The sequence below is a fragment of the Achromobacter pulmonis genome (assembly GCF_902859765.1).
In the GTDB taxonomy this organism is placed as follows: Bacteria; Pseudomonadota; Gammaproteobacteria; order Burkholderiales; family Burkholderiaceae_B; genus Achromobacter; species Achromobacter pulmonis.
Genome location: NZ_CADIJV010000005.1, coordinates 134,363 through 152,569 on the forward strand (window position 1 = coordinate 134,363; position 18,207 = coordinate 152,569).

The following is an 18,207-nucleotide window of genomic DNA, read 5'->3' on the forward strand; positions in this document are numbered from 1 at the left end:
GGGCGGGCGCCGGGCTTCAGTCCGCGTCGGCCCAGTGGCCGTGGTCCGGCCGCACTTGCTGGCGGGCGGCGCCGCGGCGCACCTGCTCCGCGTCCAGCCGCGCGGCGCCGGCCGGATCGACGTCGAAGTCGATGCCCAGCGCGGCCGCCACGCGGGCATCTTCGATCGGCAGTTCCCAGGTCAGGAATACCTGCGACAGATCGCGGCCGTGTGTGAAGCCGGCGGCGTCGAACACGCTGGCGCCGCGCGGCACCACGCCATGCGGCTGGCAGGTGTCGAACAACACCGCGGTGCCGCGCGTCAGGGCGATGCGCTGGCCGGTCTGGGCGAACACCAGGTCCAGGCCCTTGTCGTCGCTCAGGAACAGGTTGCAGAAGGCCGCGCCGCCATACTGATCGCCGTCGTGGTGGTAACGGGCGCCGCGGCAGGCCATCAGAGCGATATCGCCGTCCTCCAGCGCATCGCCCAGGCCAAGCGTCGCGGCCCAGTCGCGCATGGCCTGCAGGCAGGCGCCATAGCCGGGCCAGCGCGCGATGGTGCGCGCCAGCGGCATCTGCTCGACATCGCCCGCTTCCAACTGCAAGCGGGTCTCGATTTCGCGCGTCCAGTCGGCCTGCAGGCGCGCGGGCGGCGCGGGCAGGGCCAGCGTGGCGCAGGGGGCGGCGATGCCGATGGCGCGGCTGCGCAGGGCTTCGCCGCTGCGGAAATACGAGACGAGCGGGGCGCGGGACATACCGTCATTAGAGCGCAAAGCCGGCTCCGTGAGTCGACACTGCGCACTGGCGTCCAGGCAGCCGCGTCCCGGCGCGATTCGCGATTCAGCCGCCGAGCGCGCTGGCCCAGAGCCGCTGAATCCAGGAGCGGCGCGGCGGGCGCGGCCGGTTGCCGGTGTAGTCCTTCTGCGAGGCCTTGACCACGTCGCCGAACGGCGCGGCGGCGCGATAGTCGTCGAGCCGGTGGCCGGCGGCCAGCGCCTCCTCGTAATAGCGGTCGAACAACTCGGCCAGGTCGGCGCGCGCGTGCGCCACCAGTTCGCCATCGAACCAGTGGCGCCGGCCTTCGGCTTGCAGGCGCGGCATGGCGTAGCGGTGCGAGAACTGCGTGCCCATGTCGGAATAGTGCAGGATGCCGATCTCGTCGCGCGCCAGTCCCGCGCCGTCGATGCTGTTGTAGCGGGCATCGAGGTGCTGTACCAACTGCGGGCGTTCGGCGAAATAGTGCTTCATCTCGCGATTGGCGTGACGCTTGGCGCGCAGGGCATCGAGCGTGGGCAGGTGGGCGCGGGCGCGGGCGCAGTCCCACAGCGCCACGCATGACCGCCAGCCATCGCCGTCGCGGCGGCCGGCGACGATGGCCTCGCCCTCGAACGGCAGATCCCAGATGTCGGCCAGATCGCACAGCACCAGCATGTCGGCGTCCATGTACAGGGCGCGGCCCTGGAAGCCGGCGGCGGCCGGCACCGCCCAGCGGAAGGCGGAGAATGGCGTCGACCATTTTTCAGTGCGCCAGCCGCGTCCGCTATCCGGATCGCAATACCAGGGGCTGGCGGGGTCGCGCGACAAGCGCATCCAGGTGATCTCGACTGGCCGCGAGGCGTGCTTGCGGGCGCTGTAGTCCAGCACCATCATCTGTTCCAGGTCGCAGTCGTTCGGGTCGCAACCGACAAAAATCCTGATGGCGTCGCGCATGGGTCTCGTCATCCTCGGCAGTAGGGGGCGCCTGGCATGGGGCGCCGCACCTGAATTATTGCTGAATTGTAATCGGACTTTACCGTCCAGGCGATGCCGACGGACGCCGCGTGGTTGAATTCCCGCCGCGACGCCACTGTGCCGCTCTCATGGCAGCGCAGCAAGCTGCGTGCCCGCGCGCCGCGTTGCACGCAGCGGACGCTTGCCCGTGTCGCGCTGGCGCCCGGGCGCAAACCGAATAAAGTGCCTGGACCCCGTGGCGCGCGTGCCCGGGGCCCAGACACGACAAGGGAGACGATATGGATACGGCAGGGAACATGGGAACCGGCGTGCGCGAGCAGGTCAGCGCCACGGAATGGCAGGTGCGCAAGGATCTGGCGGCGCTGTACCGGCTGGTGGCGTTGTTCGGTTGGGACGACCTGATCTTCACCCACATCACCGCCAAGGTGCCGGGCACCGAGCATTTCCTCATCAACCCCTACGGCATGATGTTCGACGAGATCACCGCGTCCAGCCTGGTCAAGATCGATCTGGACGGACGCAAGGTGATGGATTCGGAATACGACATCAATCCGGCCGGCTTCACCATCCACAGCTGTATCCACGCGGCTCGCAAGGACGCCATGTGTGTGCTGCACACGCATTCCATCAATGGCGTGGCGGTGTCGGCGCAGAAGGATGGGCTGCTGCCGTTGTCGCAGTTCGCCTTCATCGTGCTGCGTTCGCTGGCTTATCACGACTACGAGGGCCTGGCGCTCAATCCCGAGGAACAGCCGCGGCTGGTGCGCGACCTGGGCAACAGCCAGTACCTGATCCTGCGCAACCACGGCCTGTTGACGGTGGGGCAGAGCATGGCCGAGGCGTTCCAGGCCATGCACCGGCTGGAAGCGGCCTGCATGGTGCAGGTGCGGGCCCAGGCGGGCGGCGGGGAGCTGAGCTTCATCCCGCCCGAAGTGCTGGCGCGCGCCGCAGTGGAGTCGCCAGCCGACCGCGCCCACAAGGCCGCGCTGGCCTGGCCGGGCCTGCTGCGCCGCCTGGACCGGCGCAATCCGGGCTACGCGGACTGATGCGCGCGGCGCAAGCCGCCGGAGCGGCGGCCTGGCGCCCGCGGGCTGGCTCAGCCCTTCGCGGGCCGGGCTTGAAGGAACTCGGCGCAGTCGGGCAGCGGCGTGGCCGGCTTGTAGACCGAATCGTCGGCCTGCCACTTGTAGGTCACGGTGTAGCTGCATTGCTTGTCGGCCTGCGGTTGCCGCTGGGCCGCCGTCGGCGCCGGCTGCTTGGCCGGATCGGCGTCGCGGCTGGCGCGGGCCGGCGCGCGCGTGGCCCGCGTGGTGACCTGCAGATCCGGATACGGTTGGTCGCTGGCCAGGGCCTTGACCGTGGCGTCGTAGCGGTACTGCTCCATGCAGTCGTCTGCGCGCCGGCGCTCGTCGGCCTCGTTGACGCAGGCGCGGACCGACGCCTGGGTCGCGTACGGCAGCATCTGCGCCAGGTTCGACGACCTGTCACCCAGGTCGACCGCGAACAGGTATAGATCGCGGCGCGAGAAGCTGCCGCCCGGGAACTGGATTTCTTCCTTGTAGTCGGGTTCGCTGGGGCCGATCACACCTACCAGGGCGCGTTCCTCACTCAGGCGGATCAGGTGCGGCCAGACCGTGAAGTGCGAGAAGTCCGGGATCTCCGGCAGGTCCCAGAGCCGGTATTCGGCGCGCAGCGTGCGGCTGCTGGCGAACGGGCCGTTTTCCTCGAAGCCGCCATCGACCTTGATGCCGACGCACCAGTCGGCCTGTTCGTTGCAGTACAGCTTGTTCCGCGGATCGAGCGTCAGCGCCTCGACATCGGGCTGGGCGGCGGTGGCCAGCGTGGGCAGGGCGGCGCAGAGCAACAGGGCAAGGGCTTTATTCATCGGGGTTCCTGGTGAGGCGACAAAGACGGGGCGGAAGATGCCGGCGCATTGTGGCCTGAATTCCCCGCTAACACGTCACCAATTGTGTAAAGCGCTGCAGGAACCTACGGCGCTGGGGCTGGCACTGATGATTTCGACGCCCCCGCGGTCCGGCAGCGAGGCGGAGCGCCCGGCCATGTCTTATCATCGGGGCAGAAATCAAGGCGCCGCTGAATGGCTCCTGATCCACCTGCGTGGGAGACACACATGGATATCGGATTCATCGGCCTGGGCGTCATGGGCACGCCCATGGCGCTCAACCTGGCCCGCGCCGGCACGCCGCTGGTGGCCTGGAGCCGTTCCTCCGGCGGCTTTGACGCGTTGCGCGCCGCCGGCGCGCGCATCGCCGACGATGTCGGCCAGGTCTACGCCCAATGCCGCACCGTGATCCTGATGCTGGCCCACGACCAAGCCATTGACGCAGTGCTGGCGCGCGGCACGGATGATTTCGGCGCGCGCGTGCGCGGTCACGTGATCGTCAACATGGGCACCACCTCGGCCGACTATTCGCGCCGGCTGGGGGCGGACATCGAGGCGGCCGGCGGCCGCTATGTCGAGGCGCCGGTGTCGGGCTCGCGCAAGCCGGCCGAGGCGGGCCAACTGGTGGTGATGCTGGCCGGCCATGATGATGACGTGGCGGCGGTGCGCCAACTGGTGCGGCCCCTGTGCCGCGACAGTTTCATCTGTGGCGCGGTGCCGTCCGCGCTGGCCATGAAGCTGTCGGTCAACCTGTTCCTGATCACCATGGTCACGGGGCTGGCCGAGTCGGTGCATTTCGCCGAACGCCAGGGCATCGACCTGGCGCTGTTCGCCGAGGTGCTGAATGCCGGGCCCATGGCCAGCGACGTGTCGCGCGTCAAGCTGGGCAAGCTGGTGGCGCAGGACTTCTCGGTGCAGGCCGCGATCACCGACGTGCTCAAGAACAGCCGGCTGGTGGCCGAGGCCGCGCGCGGCGCCGGCATCGCTTCGCCCTTGCTGGATGCCAGCCATGCCCTCTACGGCGAGACCGAGGCCCAGGGCCTGGGCACGGCCGACATGGTGGCCGTCATCCGCGCCATCGAACGGCGCACCGAAGCGGGCTGAACCCCGCTGCGTACTTCCTTTTTTTGCGGTCTCATGATCACTTTCAGGACTTCCACCCCCGCGGACGGCGAGCGCGTCGTCGACATCTGGCGCCGCTCGGTCGACGCCACCCATGACTTCCTGACCCCGCAGGATCGCCAGGCCATCGAGGCCGAGGTGGTCGGCTTCCTGCCCGCTGCCGCGCTCGACCTGGCGCTGGACGCGAGTGGCCGGCCGCAGGCCTTCATGTTGCTGGACGGCAGCCACATAGAAGCGCTGTTCGTCGACCCGGACGCGCGCGGCGCCGGCGTCGGGCGCGCGCTGGTCGAGGAGGCGCTGCGGCGCCATCCGGACCTGACTACCGATGTCAATGAGCAGAACGCGCAGGCCGTGGGCTTCTATGAACGCATGGGATTCGAGCGCACCGGGCGTTCCGATCGTGACGGCCAGGGGCGGGCCTATCCGCTGATCCATTTGCGTCATCGCGGGTGACGCGACGCCGTTGCCGGGGCCCGCGTCACGGCATCGGCGGGTGGCGCGCCCAGGCGCTTTCCTGCAAACCGCGTGGGGGGTGCGCGCGACGCTACCGATCGTTAGCGATCGGCGCAGCGGTGTCGGATCGCAGGTCCGGGAGATCGAAGGCCCGCACCGCCGGCGCATCGCCGCGCCAGCGTTCCACCTGCACCAGCGCCGACAGCGCGCTCGGGCCTTGCGCCAGCCGTGACGTGCCCACGTCCACCGTCAGCACGTTGGGGTTGCCGTGGCGTTCCAGCGCGTCGTCCCGCGGATCGAACCAGGCGCCGGTGGGCATCACCACCACGCCACGCAGCAGGTCGGCGCTGAGTTGCGCGCCGCCGAGGCAGGCGCCGCGCTCATTGAAGATCCGCACCACATCGCCTTGCGCGATGCCGCGTTCGGCGGCGTCGTCGGGGTGTAGCAGCACCGCCTCGCGGCCGGCGACCTTGTTGGCGCGGGTGGCCGGCGCCGGGTCGAGCTGCGAGTGCAGCCGGTCGGCCGGCTGGCAGGTCACCAGGTGCAGCGGCCAGCGCGCCGCGCTTTCAGCGCCCAGCCATTCCACCGGTGGCAGCCAGGCCGGATGTGGCGGACAGTCGTCGTAGCCGAATTCGGCGATGGCCGCGCTGTGCAGTTCGAGGCGGCCGGAACGGGTCTTGAGCGGATGCGCGGCGGGATCCTCGCGGAACTGCTCGAACAGCACGAAGTCGCGGGCTGGCGGCGGCAGCGCGACATGGCCGCGCTCCCAGAATTCGTCGAAGGCCGGCAGCGTCAGGTGCGCGGCCTCCCAGGCCGGCCGCATCTGTTCGTAGATGCGGCGGATCCAGGCCATTTCGTCGCGGCCTTCGGTGAAGGCCTGCTCGAAACCGCCGCGCGCGGCCAGTTCGCGGTAGATGTCGAAATCGTTGCGGCTGTGGCCCACGGGCGCCACCGCCTGCCGCATCGCCAGGATGTAGCGGTCGCGCGAGGAGCCGCCGATGTCGTTGCGTTCCAGCGTGGTGGTGGCCGGCAGCACGATGTCGGCGCGACGCGCGGTCGGCGTCCACCACGGTTCGTGCACGATGATGGTCTCGGGCCGCGCCCAGGCCCGCGCCAGGCGGTTCAGGTCCTGGTGATGGTGGAAGGGGTTGCCGCCGGCCCAATAGACCAGGCGGATGTCCGGGTAGGTGCCGGTCCTGCCGTTGAATTCATACGATTCGCCCGGCTGCAACAGCATGTCGGCCAGGCGCGCCACCGGGATCGAAGCGCCTGCCGGATTGCGGCCGGCGCGCATCTCCGGCGCCGGCAGATCGGGGCGCGGATTGCCGGCGCCGTTCATCGAGCCATGGCCGAAGGCGAAGCCGCCGCCGGGCAGGCCGATCTGGCCCAGCATCGCCGCCAGCGCGACACTGCCCCAGTACGGCTGTTCGCCACGATGGCCGCGTTGCAGCGACCATGAGCAAGACAACAGCGTGCGGGCGGCGGCCGCGTCCCGCGCCAGCGCGCGGATGGTTTCCGCCGGCACGCCGCAGATGCTCTCGGCCCAGCGCGCATCCTTGGGCTGGCCGTCGGCGCGGCCCAGCAGGTAGTCGGCGTATTGCTCGAAGCCGTTGCAGCAGCGCGCCAGAAAGTCCCGATCGTGGCGCGCCTCGGCCAGCAAGGTATGCGCCATGCCCAGCATCAGCGCGGCGTCGGTGTTGGGCCGGATCGGAATCCACTCGGCCGCCAGCGCCGCCGGCGCGTCGGCGCGCGTGGGGCTGACCACCACTGTGCGCATGCCAGCCTGCCGCGCCTGCGCGAGCCAGCCAGGCGCGCTGTGATCGCCGGCGCCGCCCGAGGCGATCTGGGTGTTGCGCAGGGCAATGCCGCCAAAGGCAATCAGCAGCCGCGTATGGCCGACCACGCTGCGCCAGTCGGTGATGCGGCCGGTCACGGGCGCATAGGTGCCGATGATGTGCGGCAGCAGGAATTGCGCCGCGCCCCAGCTGTAGTTGCCGGATTGATCGACGCAGCCGCCGCCGGCATAGAGGAAACGGTGCGTGAGCGTACGCGCATGGTGCAGGCGGCCGGCCGAGGACCAGCCGTACGATCCGCCGAAGATGGCGGTGGGGCCATGCTGCGCGCGCACCCGTTGCAGTTCGTCGTGCACCAGCGCCAGCGCCGTGTCCCAATCGACTTCGACGTAGCCGTCGACCCCGCGCAGTTCGGGTGCGCCGCGGTGCCTGAGCCAGCTGGCGCGCACGGCCGGACGGTCGATGCGCAGCGGCGAATGCACCATGTCGGGCATCGTGTGGATAAGCGGGGACGGGGCCTGGTCGTGGGCGAACGGCTCGCAACCCACGACACGGCCATCGCGCACCAGCGCGGTGTACGCGCCCCAGTGGGACAGGGACGGATAACGGGAGATCGCTTCGGTCATGCGGGCGGCGCCGTGAAAAGCGTATTGTTATGGAAATCCTCATAACTTAACCGCATTGCTTTAGAAATTCTTTGTCTTTCGGGCGCCCTGGAAGTGTGGAAAATAGAATAATTTTCGGGGCCGCTCTTCCTATACTGCGTAAGCAACAAGGGGAATGGTCAGGTGCAGGCGCCGACCGCGCGCCACCCTGGCTTTGATCGGGCAGTCCATACGCAAGTGGAGTAGGTCATGAGCAAAATGAAAATCCAGGGGTCTTTCGTCGCCATCGTCACGCCGTTCAATCGTGATGGCAGCGTCGATTTCAGCGCCTTCCGCAGCCTGTTGAAGTTCCAGGAAGACAACGGCACCGCCGCCGTGCTGATCATGGGCTCCACCGGTGAAGTTTCGATGCTGTCGCCCGAAGAACGGCGCCAGGTGATCGTCGAGACGGCCAAGATGAAGACCGGCAAGATGAAGCTGTTCTACGGCTGCACCGGCAACAACACCGACGCCACCATCGATTACCTGAAGTTCGCGCGCGCCAACGGCGCCGATGGCGCCATCCTGGCCGCGCCCGCCTACATTTGCGCCTCCGAGGCCGACACCGAAGCCTATTTCCTCGAGGTGGCCGATGCCACCGATCTGCCGCTGGGTATCTACAACAACCCGCCGCGGGTCAAGAGCGACCTGCACTGGGACCAGTTGCTGCGCATCTTCAAGCACCCCAACTACGTCGTGCACAAGGAATCGACCACCCGCGTCGGCCAGGTGGCGCAGGTGCTGCGCGGCCGTCCCGACGTGTCGGTGATGTGCTGCGATTCGCCCAACCTGGGCCTGGTGGTGCCCACCATGAGCCTGGGCGGCCACGGCACTGCCAACATGACCGGCAACATCGCGCCGGCCGAGATGGCCGGCATTTCGCGCCCCTGGGACACGCCGGACGTTTCGGTCAGCTTCCGCGAGGGCTATTTGGGCCTGCTGCCGATGCTGCACTACTCGTACTCCGCCATCAATCCGGTGGCGATCAAATCGCTGATGAAGGCGGTGGGCCTGCCGGTCGGTGACCTGCGGCGTCCGCTGCGCGGCCTGGAGGGCGATGCCCTGGCCAAGGGCCTGCGCATCGTGCGCGAACTGGGCCTGGACACCAAGTACGGCTTCAGCTCGGCGCAGCTCAAGGCGGCCTGATTCCCCTGTGCCGGCGGCGCGAGCCGCCGGGTTCATTTGACGATCCACGACATGGCGGCCGCGCGCAACGCGGCCGATGGCGTGGTCGGCTCCTGCGCGTCCGGAACGGCCGCGCCATCGCCAAGAGAGACCCATCATGTTCCGATCCCTGTCCCGCCCCGCGCCGCTCAAGCGTCTGCTCAATGCCGCCCTGTTGGCGGTGGGCCTCGCATGCGGCGCCCATGCACTGGCCGAAGACACCTATCCGCAGCGCCCCATCACCCTGGTGGTGCCGCATCCGCCCGGCGGCTCCGTCGACGGCTTGGCGCGCCTGTATGCCGAACAACTGGCCAAGGAACTGGGGCAGTCCGTGGTGGTGGAAAACCGCGCGGGGGCCTCGGGCATGATCGGCGCGGCGTATGTCGCGCGTGCCGCCCCGGACGGCTACACGCTGTACCTGAACGCGTCGATCCACGCGATCAATCCGCTGCTGTACAAGAAGACCATCAAGTTCGATTCGGTCAAGGATTTCACGCCCATCAGCGAACTGGCGCAGGGCGCGCTGATCTTCAGCGTCAACCCCAAGGTGGCGGCCAACAACGTGCAGGAACTTGTCAAACTGCTCAAGGCAGAGCCACAGAAATACTCGTTCGCCACCACCGGCTTCGGCTCGGCGGGCCATCTGGCCGCCGCGTCGTTCCTGCACGACAACGGCCTGGAGCAGATCCCCATTGTGCTGTATCGCGGTGGCGGTCCGGCGCTGTCCGACTTGATCGGCGGACAAGTGCAAGGCCTGTTCGACCCGATGTTGTCGTCGCTGCCGATGGTGCGCGCCGGCAAGCTCAAGGCGCTGGCGCTGACCGGCGCCGAACGCAGTCCCCTGCTGCCCGACCTGGCCACCATGAAGGAGCAGGGGCAGAAGAATTTCGCGTTCTATTCCTGGTACGGGGTGTGGGGCCCGGCCAAGCTGCCGGCGCCGGTGCTGCGCAGGCTGGAGGCGGCTTCCGCCAAGGTGATGGCCAGCCCGAAGCTCGTCGAGCAGTTGAACGGGCTGGGCTTCGAGCCGTCGGTGAAGGATTCGGCGGCCTTCGCCAGGTTCATCGACGCGGAGATGAAACGCTATCAGATCATCATCGACCAGGCCAAGATCCACATCGCCCAATAGCACAGGCCGGGCCGCGGCGCGCTTCCCGGCGGCGGCCTGCGTTTCACGGCGCGGCCATCGCCTCCGTGGTCCGGCGCGGCGTGAAGGTCGCGGCCAGGGCCAGCAGCAGCAACAGGCCCGCGGCGATCGTGTACGGCAGCCACGGGCGCACGCCATACAGCAGCGTGCACACCAGCGGCGCCACCACCATCGCCATGCCCTGTACCGCGATCACCGAGCCGGCGGCAATGCCTTGCTCGTCGGCCGTGACGGCATTGGCCGCCATGGTCTGGATCGACGGGAACACCAGCCCCATGCCGGCGGCCATGACGGCATAGCAAGCCACCAGGCCCGCGGTGCCGCCCAGGACCGGCACCAGCGCGAAGCCGATCGCCGACAGCAAGGCGCCGCCCGCCAGGCAACGCCCCGCGTTCATGCGGCGCGCCTTGGACAGCCCCACCTGCACCAGGATCAGCATGACGCCGACGGTGGTCATGGCGAACCCCGCCGTGCGCGCCGCCGGGCCGGGCGCCAGGCCCAGCGCGTCCATGGCGTAGAAGCCGACGATCATCTGCGCGGTAATGACGGCGCTCATGGCCAGCAGCATCGCGGCCAGCGGCAGCCGCAGGCGCCGGTCGCTCAGCTTCAGCGGCGGCGTGGCGCGCGGTTCGTGCGAGGCGTCGGACGGCAGCTTCGCGGCCAGCCACAGCGTGCCCAGCAGCGGCAGCGCCGCGGCGATATAGAGCGGCAGGGTCAGGCTGTCCGCGACCAGCAGGCCGCCGATGGCGGGGCCCAGCACCATGCCCAGGCCGTTGGCCGCGCCCAGCCTGGCCATCATGGCGCCGCGCTGTTCCGGCGCGGTGATGTCGGCGATGCGCGCGGCGCTGACGGTGGGCATGGCGGCGTAGAAGGCGCCGAGCAGCGCGCGCAGCGCCATCAGCGCGGCCAGCGCCAGCCACACCGGCGGCGGTTCGCGCAACATCAGATCCAGGCCCACAGCCAGCAGCAGGTAGCTGACGATGTAGCCGGCGGCGGCGCGCAGCAGCACCGCGCGGCGGCCGATGCGGTCGCTGCGGCCGCCCCAGTAGCGCGCCATCAGCATCCACAGCAAGCCGGCCACGGTGACCACCAGGCCGCCATGCCATTCGGCCAGCCGCAGGCCGCGCACCACCGGGCCGATCACCGGCATGAAGGCCATGATTGCAGTCAGGCACAGCGTATTGAAGACGAACAAGGCGGTGGCCTCGTTCGGCCGATGGGCGGGGGCTGGCAAATGGGACATGAAAAGGAAAGATGAGGATGAAAATTGTTATCATCCCGGCCGAGCGGCGGTTGCGCTAGCGAATCCGCGCCGGAAATTGCGGAATTGGAACAAAATGGCCTCTCAGCCTCGTCTTGCCCCTGACCGCGGCGCGCCCCTGACCGCGCAGGACCTGCTGCGCCTGCTGCCGCCCGATTGGCTCAGGATCCGCACCCAGCACGAGTTGCCGGGCGGGATCTCGATCGGCTGCCTCGATGGCCGGCCCGAGTCCGACTGGGCTGCCAGCGGCGCGGCCGAATCCAGCGTCGGTATCGCGATCGTGCTCGAGGGGCAGTTCGGCGTGGGTTTCGAGGGCGGCGCGGCCCTGCGCATTCGGCCTGGCAGCGTGATCCTGCACGGCACGGCCGAGCCGGTGCCGGGCTGGGACGAATTCAAAGGGCGGCACACCATCCGCGCGGTCGACATCCGCTTTTTCAACGAGGCCGTGCGCGCCCTGTGGCGGCGCACCTTGCGGCAGGTGCCGGCCTCCGCTTTCGCCGCCGACGGCAGCGTGCCGGCGCGCGATGCGCAGCTGGCGATGTTGCCGCTGTGGCCGGGCCTGGCCCGCGTGGCCAGCGAGATCCTGGCCTGGAACCAGGACCGCGGCGAGATCGCCGACCTTTATCTGCAAGGCAAGGCCCAGGAAGCCCTGGCCTTGACCCTGGCGCACCTGGCCGGACGCGGCGCGGCCGACCTGCCGCCGCCGGCGGACCGCGAGCGGCTGGCGGAGGCGCACCGCCGCATCCAGCGCGACTACGCCGATTGCGGCAGCGTGCGCCAACTGGCGCGGGCGGTGGGCCTGAGCGAAAAGCGCCTGCAAGCCGGCTTCATGTCGCTGTACGGCCAGTCGGTGCATGGCTGCCTGCTGCAAGCCAGGATGGACGCCGCCGCCGGCCTGTTGCGGCGCGGCTGCTCGGTCACCGAAACCGCCTACCGCATCGGCTTTTCCAGCCTCAGCCATTTCATCAAGGCCTTCAAGGCGCATCGCGGCGCCACGCCCAAGGCGTGGCTGCGCGGCGCGGCGCAATAGCGCGGCCAGGGCCGCCACGCCACGGCGCGGCCAGTCTGTGGGGGGTAGCCGCAATACCGGTATCGCGGCTGGCCTTGCTGCGCGGGACCTGGCTGGCAACAATTCCGGTTCCGCATATTCCCGCCCGATCGCCACAAGGCCCTTGTTCCATGACCGCACCCATTTCCACCGACGCCGACGCGGCCGCTCCGGCCCATAACATCCACTGGCGCCGCAATCTGGCGGTCTGTTTCGCCGGCTCGTTCAGCACCATCGTGGCGATGACGCTGCTGCTGCCGTTTCTGCCGCTGTATGTGGAAGAGTTGGGCGTGCAGGGCCATGCGGCCATCGTGCAATGGTCGGGCGTGGCCTACGGCGCCACCTTCTTCGCCGCGGCGCTGGTCGCGCCGTTGTGGGGCCGGCTGGGCGACCGCTATGGGCGCAAGCTGATGCTGGTGCGCGCCTCGTTCGGCATGGCGATCTGCATGTCGCTGACCGGCATGGTGCAGAGCGTGTGGCAACTGGTGCTGCTGCGGCTGCTGGTCGGGCTGGCCGGCGGTTATGCATCGGGCTCGACCATCCTGGTGGCGATGCAGGCGCCCAAGGCGCGCTCGGGTTGGGCGCTGGGCGTGCTGTCGACCGGCATCATGGCGGGCAATCTGGTGGGGCCGCTGATCGGCGGCGCGCTGCCGCCGCTGATCGGCATCCGCGCGACCTTCCTGCTGGCGGGCGGCGTGATTTTCCTGGCGTTCCTGGCCACCGTGTTCCTGATCAAGGAAATGCCGCGCGCGGCGCGGCCCGCGCGCCAGGAAGGCAAGCGGCAGGGCGGCTGGGCGCAGATTCCCGACAAGCGGCCGGTGGCCGCGATGCTGGCGACCGGCATGCTGCTGATGTTCGCCACCATGTCGATCGAGCCCATCATCACCGTGTACGTGGGGCAATTGGTGGAGGATCCGGCCCGCGTCACGCTGGTGTCCGGCGTGGTGATGTCGGCGGCGGCGCTGGGCGCGATCCTGTCGGCGTCGCGCCTGGGCCGCCTGGCCGACCGTGTCGGCCATTGGACCGTGATCATCGGCGCGCTGGCGGTGGCCGCGCTGCTGCTGGTTCCGCAAGCCTTCGTCAGCGCCGGCTGGCAACTGGTGGCGTTGCGTTTCCTGATGGGCCTGGCGTTGGGCGGACTGCTGCCGTGCGTGACCAGCGTGATCCGCCACAACGTGCCGGACGGCGTCGGCGGCAACGTGCTGGGCATGTCGATTTCCGCGCAGTACGTGGGCCAGGTGGCGGGGCCGCTGCTGGGGGGATTCGTCGGCGGCCATTTCGGCATGCCGGCCGTGTTCCTGGGCACCGCGGTCTTGCTGGCGCTGGGGGCGTTGGCCAATGGCGTGCTGCGCGCGCGCCACCAGCGGCTCGTGGCCGGCGCGTGACGCGCCGCCGCCTCAGAAACCGGCCGAGCGCGCGTCCATGACGTGGTCGATCAGGCCCCACGCCACCGCCTCCTCGGCCGTCATGTAGCGGTCGCGATCGAGGCTGCGCTCAACGTCCTCGTAGCTGCGGCCGCAATGCGCCGCATACAGGCGGATGATGCGCTGCTTGGTGCGCTGCATTTCCTCGGCGTGGATCAGCATGTCCGAGGCCTGCCCCTGGAATCCGCCCAGCGGCTGGTGCACATGCAGGCTGGCATTGGCCAGCGCGGCGCGCTGGCCGGGTTCGCCGGCCATCAGCAGGAACGAGCCCATCGAGCGCGCCGTGCCCATGCACAGCGTGTGCACCGGCGACTTGATGAATTGCATGGTGTCGTACATGGCCAGTCCGCTGGTGATGACACCGCCGGGCGAGTTGATGTACAGGTGGATCGGCTTGCCCGGGTTCTCGGCTTCCAGGAACAGCAGTTGCGCGCATACCAGCGCCGATACCGCGTCGTTGACCTCGCCGCTCAGGAAGATGATGCGTTCGCGCAGCAGGCGCGAATAGATATCGAACGAACGTTCCCCGCGGCCGGATTGTTCCACCACCATCGGGACGAGCTGCATCGTTTCGCTCATGAGCGAACTCCTGTCTTGCGTGAAAAGGAAGGGGCGGCGTCAGGCGGCGAGCTTGAAGCCGGCCCAGGCATCATTGGCGGCCTGCGGCAGCGGCTGCGTCAGGCGCGCATCGCCGGGCGTATGGGTGATGGTGAGCCGCGTGCCGCCGTCGGCGGTGGGGCTGAGCTGGAAGGTGACGACGCTGGCCAGGCAGGGCGGCAGCGTTTCGCGCATGCGATAGCACACCTCGACGCCAGGCGTGGCGGCCAGTGGCTCGGGGTCGGCCAGCGCGCTGTCCGGCAGCCACTGGTCGCGCAGGGCGGGGATGCTGAGCGCGCGCCAGACTTTCTCGGGCGGCGCGTCCAGTTCGTAATCGAGCACCAGGGCCGGGTCCTGCGGGGTGTTGTCCGTGGGGGTCATTGGTCCATGTCCTTGAGCAGCGTCTTCAGGGCGTCAACGCGCGCCGGCCAGTAGGCGCGGTACTTGGAGAGCCAGCCGGCGAGCAGCGCCAGGCCATCCGGATCGACTTCGTAATTGACGTAGCGTCCCTGGCGTTCCTCGCGCACCAGGCGTGCCTGGCGCAGCACCGCCAGGTGCTGCGAGACCGCGGGTTGGCTGATGTCCAGGCCTGCCCGCAAGGCGCTGGCGTTCATGGCGCCCAGCGCCAGCTTGTCGAAGATGGCGCGGCGCGTCGGGTCGGCCAGCGCCTTGAAGAGGTCGTTTTCGATCATGACGACACATTAGCAAGGACTTATGTGTTGTGCAAGCCTTGTCCCGGCGGAAGGGGCCGCGCCTCAATGAATGGTGCGGGCCGCCTTGCGCGCATGCTTGACCTCGTACATGCGGGCGTCGGCCTGCCGTACCGCTTCTTGCGCCGACAGGCCGCGCGGATCCAGCGCCACCACACCAACGCTGGCGCCTTCGTAGGGCAGGAGGCCGTCGCCGAGCGGGTAGCGGCCGGCGGTGGCCGCGGCGACACGGTCTTCCAGCGAGCGGGCGGCTTCCTCGGCATCGCCGCGCTCGGCCTCGTGCCCCGGTGCCGCGTCGCCGCGCGCCAGCGCCGGGCCCGGCCCGATCAGCACGAATTCATCGCCGCCCAGCCGGCCCACCATGTCGGAGGCGCGCACGGCCATCGCCAGGCGCCGCCCGACTTCCTGCAGGAACACGTCGCCCTGCTGATGGCCATGGGTATCGTTGATGCCCTTGAAGCCGTCCAGGTCGACCACGCCCACCAGCACGCTGCCGCCGTCGCGCAGGGCGCGGCCGCGCAAGCGCTCCAGTTCTTCGTACAGGGCGCGGCGGTTGGGCAGGCCGGTCAGCGGGTCGGTCAGGGCGAAGGCCAGCAGCTTGGCGTTGGCGTCGCGCAACTGCGCCACCAACAGCTCGCGTTCGAGGAAGCTGGCGATCACGTTACAGAATAGTCGCAGGATCGACTCGGTCTGCGGCGCGACCGGCTGCCGGCTGGCGCTGGCGCCGCACAGGGTGCCCAGCAATTGGCCATCGTCGGTGCGGATCGGGGCGCTGACGTAGGTCCGGATACCCAGCTGGCGGGCGGCGTCGGCATCGGGCCAGCAAGCGCTGACGTCGCTGGTCGTCATGCGGCCCTCGTCCAGCGCGCGCTTGCACAGCGTGTCCGGCCACGGCACCGACAGGCCCTCCGGAATCTGCAGCGCGCCGGTATTGCGCGCATAGCGCACGTGCTGCAGCTGACCGTGCGGATCGATCGACGTCAGATAAGTGGACTCCAGGCCGGTCACGGCGCCGAGCATGTCCAGGAGCGGGCGCGTGAGTTGCTCGACCGATCGGGCGGCCTGCAGCGATGTCGACAGTTCGGCGAGTATGGGGTCCAACGAAAGCTCCCAGGCAGGCGTTGGCATGGCGATGCCGGTTGCGGGCCTTTCCGGGATGTCCTGGCATCCCGGGCCCCGAGGGGGGACGGAATTGTTCCCCATTATGCCTTGCCGGCATGACAACGCCACATCCCTTGGGCGGGCGCGGGCCGTGGTCGTGTCCAGGCCCTAAAGTCCCTTGCCGTATTGCCGTAAGCCAGGGTGGCGTGGACGCCACCGTGCGCCGCGTACCTGGATACCCGTGCCCTCCGGCATGGGCAGCTGCAGTAAGAAGACAAGCATGAAAATCACCTCGTTGCGCAACCGGATCCTGTTGATCACCTGTTTCACCGTTATCGGCGCGCTGGTGCTCTCGGGCATCGGCATCTACCACATTGTGCGCGACAACATGATGGCAACCATCTCCGCCGACCTCGACGCCATCGCTTCCGGCAACGCCAGCGCTATTGACCGTTGGTCGGCCGACAAGGCCCAGGCGGTTGCCGCGACCGCGGCGGTGGTCGAGAAAGGCGATCCGCGCGGCCTGACCCGGCTCATGGGCGAAACCAACGGCTTTCCCATCACCAGCATTGGCTGGAGCGACAAGAGCTTTTTCTCGACCGCGCAAACTCCCGCCGGCTACGACCCCACCGCGCGCCCCTGGTACAAGAGCGCGGTGGCGGCCGGCAAGCTGACCGTGACCAAGCCCTATGGCGATTCGGGCACCGGCAAGCCGTACGTGGCCTTCACCGCGCCGATCGTGCGCGACGGCCAGACCACCGGCGTGGTCAGCGGCGCGGTGGCGCTGGACGGCATCAAGGACATCATCAAGGCCATCCGCCCCACGCCTTCCAGCACCGCGTTCGTGTTGGCCAGCGACGGCCAGGTGATCTCGCACGTCGACGACAAGCTGGCGCTCAAACCGTCGACCGAGGTGGCCGCCGGCCTCACGCCGGCGGTGCTGGCCGACATGGCGCGCGATGGCGCCGCGCCGGTTGCGCTGACGCTGGGCGGCGTGCCCAAGCTGCTCAAGGCGCGCCGCGTGCCGGGCACCGACTGGTTCCTGGTGATCGCGCTGGATCAGGCCGAGGCCACCGCCGGCCTGTCGCAGGTGTTCAACGCCACGCTGGTTTCGATGGTGGTGCTGACGCTGGTCGCGGTGTTGCTGGCCAGCGTGGTCACCTCGCGCGCGTTCAAGCGCCTGTCGGCGGTGCGCGACGCCATGGACACCATCGGTTCGGGCAACGGCGACATGACGCAGCGGCTGGCGGTAGTGGGCCACGATGAAGTGGCGCAGATTTCGTCGTCGTTCAATGCGTTTGTCGACAAGATCAGCGATGTCATGCTGGACGTGCGCAGCGGCGTGCATTCCATGACCTCGGCCACGCGCGAGATCGAAATGGGCAACCGCGACCTGTCGCAGCGCACCGAGATCTCGGCCGGCTCGCTGCAGGAAACCTCGTCGGCGCTGACCGAGCTGACTTCCAGCGTGCGCCAGACCGAGGAAGCCGCCGAGCACGCTACCCGCCTGGCCACCGAAGCCAGCCAGGCGGCCGAGCGCGGCGGCCAGGTGGTGACCGATGCCGTGAGCACCATGGGCGCGATCGCGCAGTCGTCCGAACGCATCACCGAAATCATCAGCGTCATCGACGGCATCGCCTTCCAGACCAACATCCTGGCGCTGAACGCGGCGGTGGAAGCGGCACGCGCCGGCGAGCAGGGCCGCGGCTTCGCCGTGGTGGCCGGCGAGGTGCGCACGCTGGCGCAGCGCAGCGCCGCCTCGGCACAGGAAATCCGTACGCTGATCCAGGCGTCGGTGCAGAACGTGCGCAGCGGCGCCGAACGGGTGCAGGCCGCGGGTTCGACGATGCAGGAAATCGTCGAAGGCGTATCGCGCGTGCAGAAGCTCGTCAGCGAAATCCACGGGGCCATGGCCGAGCAGAGCGTGGGCATCAGCCAGATCGACCGCAGCGTTTCCGAGATGGACCAGGCCACGCAGCAGAATGCCGCCCTGGTGGAGCAGTCGGCCGCGGCCTCGGCCATGCTGAGCGACCAGGCCGGCGTGCTGGCGGGCACGGTGGCGCTGTTCAAACTGCGGGAAGACGCGCTGGCGGTTGCCCCGGCCAGGGTCGCGCTGGCAGCCTGAGCGGGAAGG

General features: G+C 69.1%; 17 protein-coding genes. 8 read left to right on the top strand and 9 right to left on the bottom strand.

The annotated features are described in order from the left end of the window. Nucleotides 1-16: 16 nt before the first annotated feature. On the bottom strand, nt 17-733 hold the full coding sequence (locus HV701_RS06820; protein ID WP_175132313.1) for a hypothetical protein: 717 nt from the start codon (nt 731-733) through the stop codon (nt 17-19). 85 nt (nt 734-818) lie between these two features. Then, on the bottom strand, nt 819-1,688 hold the full coding sequence (locus HV701_RS06825; protein ID WP_175132314.1) for a glycosyltransferase family protein: 870 nt from the start codon (nt 1,686-1,688) through the stop codon (nt 819-821). A 299-nt stretch (nt 1,689-1,987) separates the two neighbouring features. Here HV701_RS06825 and HV701_RS06830 point away from each other — a divergent pair, with 299 nt between their 5' ends. Then, complete coding sequence (locus HV701_RS06830) at nt 1,988-2,755, top strand: class II aldolase/adducin family protein (RefSeq protein ID WP_175132315.1); 768 nt, start codon at nt 1,988-1,990, stop codon at nt 2,753-2,755. 50 nt (nt 2,756-2,805) lie between these two features. Here the strand turns inward: HV701_RS06830 and HV701_RS06835 are convergent, their stop codons facing one another. Continuing rightward, nucleotides 2,806-3,594, bottom strand: coding sequence for a hypothetical protein (locus HV701_RS06835; protein WP_175132316.1), 789 nt, complete (start codon nt 3,592-3,594; stop codon nt 2,806-2,808). Nucleotides 3,595-3,840: 246 nt separating this feature from the next. On the opposite strand from HV701_RS06835, the gene HV701_RS06840 reads away from it, so the two are divergent. Together HV701_RS06840 and HV701_RS06845 are read left to right on the top strand one after the other, a co-directional pair. Further along, the gene (locus HV701_RS06840) at nt 3,841-4,716 is read left to right on the top strand and encodes an NAD(P)-dependent oxidoreductase (protein ID WP_175132317.1); all 876 of its coding nucleotides are present in this window, start codon (nt 3,841-3,843) and stop codon (nt 4,714-4,716) included. Nucleotides 4,717-4,749: 33 nt separating this feature from the next. Then, nucleotides 4,750-5,187 carry an acetyltransferase gene (locus tag HV701_RS06845; RefSeq protein WP_175132318.1) on the top strand — a complete coding sequence of 146 codons (438 nt, stop codon included), beginning with the start codon at nt 4,750-4,752 and terminating at the stop codon, nt 5,185-5,187. Between the two features lie 91 nt (nt 5,188-5,278). Here the strand turns inward: HV701_RS06845 and HV701_RS06850 are convergent, their stop codons facing one another. Next, the gene (locus tag HV701_RS06850; RefSeq protein WP_175132319.1) at nt 5,279-7,606 is read right to left on the bottom strand and encodes a molybdopterin-dependent oxidoreductase; all 2,328 of its coding nucleotides are present in this window, start codon (nt 7,604-7,606) and stop codon (nt 5,279-5,281) included. Nucleotides 7,607-7,834: 228 nt separating this feature from the next. Between HV701_RS06850 and HV701_RS06855 the strand changes: the two genes are divergently transcribed. Next, a complete protein-coding gene (locus tag HV701_RS06855; RefSeq protein WP_175132320.1) occupies nt 7,835-8,770 on the top strand; it encodes a 4-hydroxy-tetrahydrodipicolinate synthase family protein in 936 nt (311 codons plus the stop codon). A gap of 136 nt (nt 8,771-8,906) precedes the next feature. Continuing rightward, a complete protein-coding gene (locus tag HV701_RS06860; RefSeq protein WP_175132321.1) occupies nt 8,907-9,914 on the top strand; it encodes a Bug family tripartite tricarboxylate transporter substrate binding protein in 1,008 nt (335 codons plus the stop codon). Between the two features lie 43 nt (nt 9,915-9,957). Here HV701_RS06860 and HV701_RS06865 read toward each other — a convergent pair whose 3' ends face one another. Continuing rightward, a complete protein-coding gene (locus HV701_RS06865; protein ID WP_254595130.1) occupies nt 9,958-11,175 on the bottom strand; it encodes an MFS transporter in 1,218 nt (405 codons plus the stop codon). A 94-nt stretch (nt 11,176-11,269) separates the two neighbouring features. Here HV701_RS06865 and HV701_RS06870 point away from each other — a divergent pair, with 94 nt between their 5' ends. Both HV701_RS06870 and HV701_RS06875 read left to right on the top strand, forming a co-directional pair. Continuing rightward, a complete protein-coding gene (locus HV701_RS06870; protein ID WP_175132322.1) occupies nt 11,270-12,223 on the top strand; it encodes a helix-turn-helix transcriptional regulator in 954 nt (317 codons plus the stop codon). Nucleotides 12,224-12,372: 149 nt separating this feature from the next. Further along, nucleotides 12,373-13,626, top strand: coding sequence for an MFS transporter (locus tag HV701_RS06875; protein WP_175132323.1), 1,254 nt, complete (start codon nt 12,373-12,375; stop codon nt 13,624-13,626). A 12-nt stretch (nt 13,627-13,638) separates the two neighbouring features. On the opposite strand, the gene HV701_RS06880 is transcribed toward HV701_RS06875, so the two are convergent. The 4 genes from HV701_RS06880 to HV701_RS06895 form a co-directional block, all read right to left on the bottom strand. Next, nucleotides 13,639-14,244: an ATP-dependent Clp protease proteolytic subunit gene (locus HV701_RS06880; protein WP_175132324.1), complete on the bottom strand. Its 606-nt coding sequence runs from the start codon at nt 14,242-14,244 to the stop codon at nt 13,639-13,641. A gap of 39 nt (nt 14,245-14,283) precedes the next feature. Then, nucleotides 14,284-14,643 carry an SRPBCC family protein gene (locus HV701_RS06885; protein WP_175132325.1) on the bottom strand — a complete coding sequence of 120 codons (360 nt, stop codon included), beginning with the start codon at nt 14,641-14,643 and terminating at the stop codon, nt 14,284-14,286. After that, nucleotides 14,640-14,954 carry an ArsR/SmtB family transcription factor gene (locus HV701_RS06890; protein ID WP_175132326.1) on the bottom strand — a complete coding sequence of 105 codons (315 nt, stop codon included), beginning with the start codon at nt 14,952-14,954 and terminating at the stop codon, nt 14,640-14,642. Before HV701_RS06890 ends, HV701_RS06885 begins: the two co-directional genes overlap by 4 nt. 63 nt (nt 14,955-15,017) lie before the next feature. After that, nucleotides 15,018-16,073 (bottom strand): sensor domain-containing diguanylate cyclase, encoded by a 1,056-nt coding sequence (locus HV701_RS06895; protein WP_236755773.1) that lies wholly within the window; start codon nt 16,071-16,073, stop codon nt 15,018-15,020. Nucleotides 16,074-16,353: 280 nt separating this feature from the next. Here HV701_RS06895 and HV701_RS06900 point away from each other — a divergent pair, with 280 nt between their 5' ends. Then, nucleotides 16,354-18,198 (top strand): methyl-accepting chemotaxis protein, encoded by a 1,845-nt coding sequence (locus HV701_RS06900; protein WP_175132328.1) that lies wholly within the window; start codon nt 16,354-16,356, stop codon nt 18,196-18,198. Nucleotides 18,199-18,207: the final 9 nt, after the last annotated feature.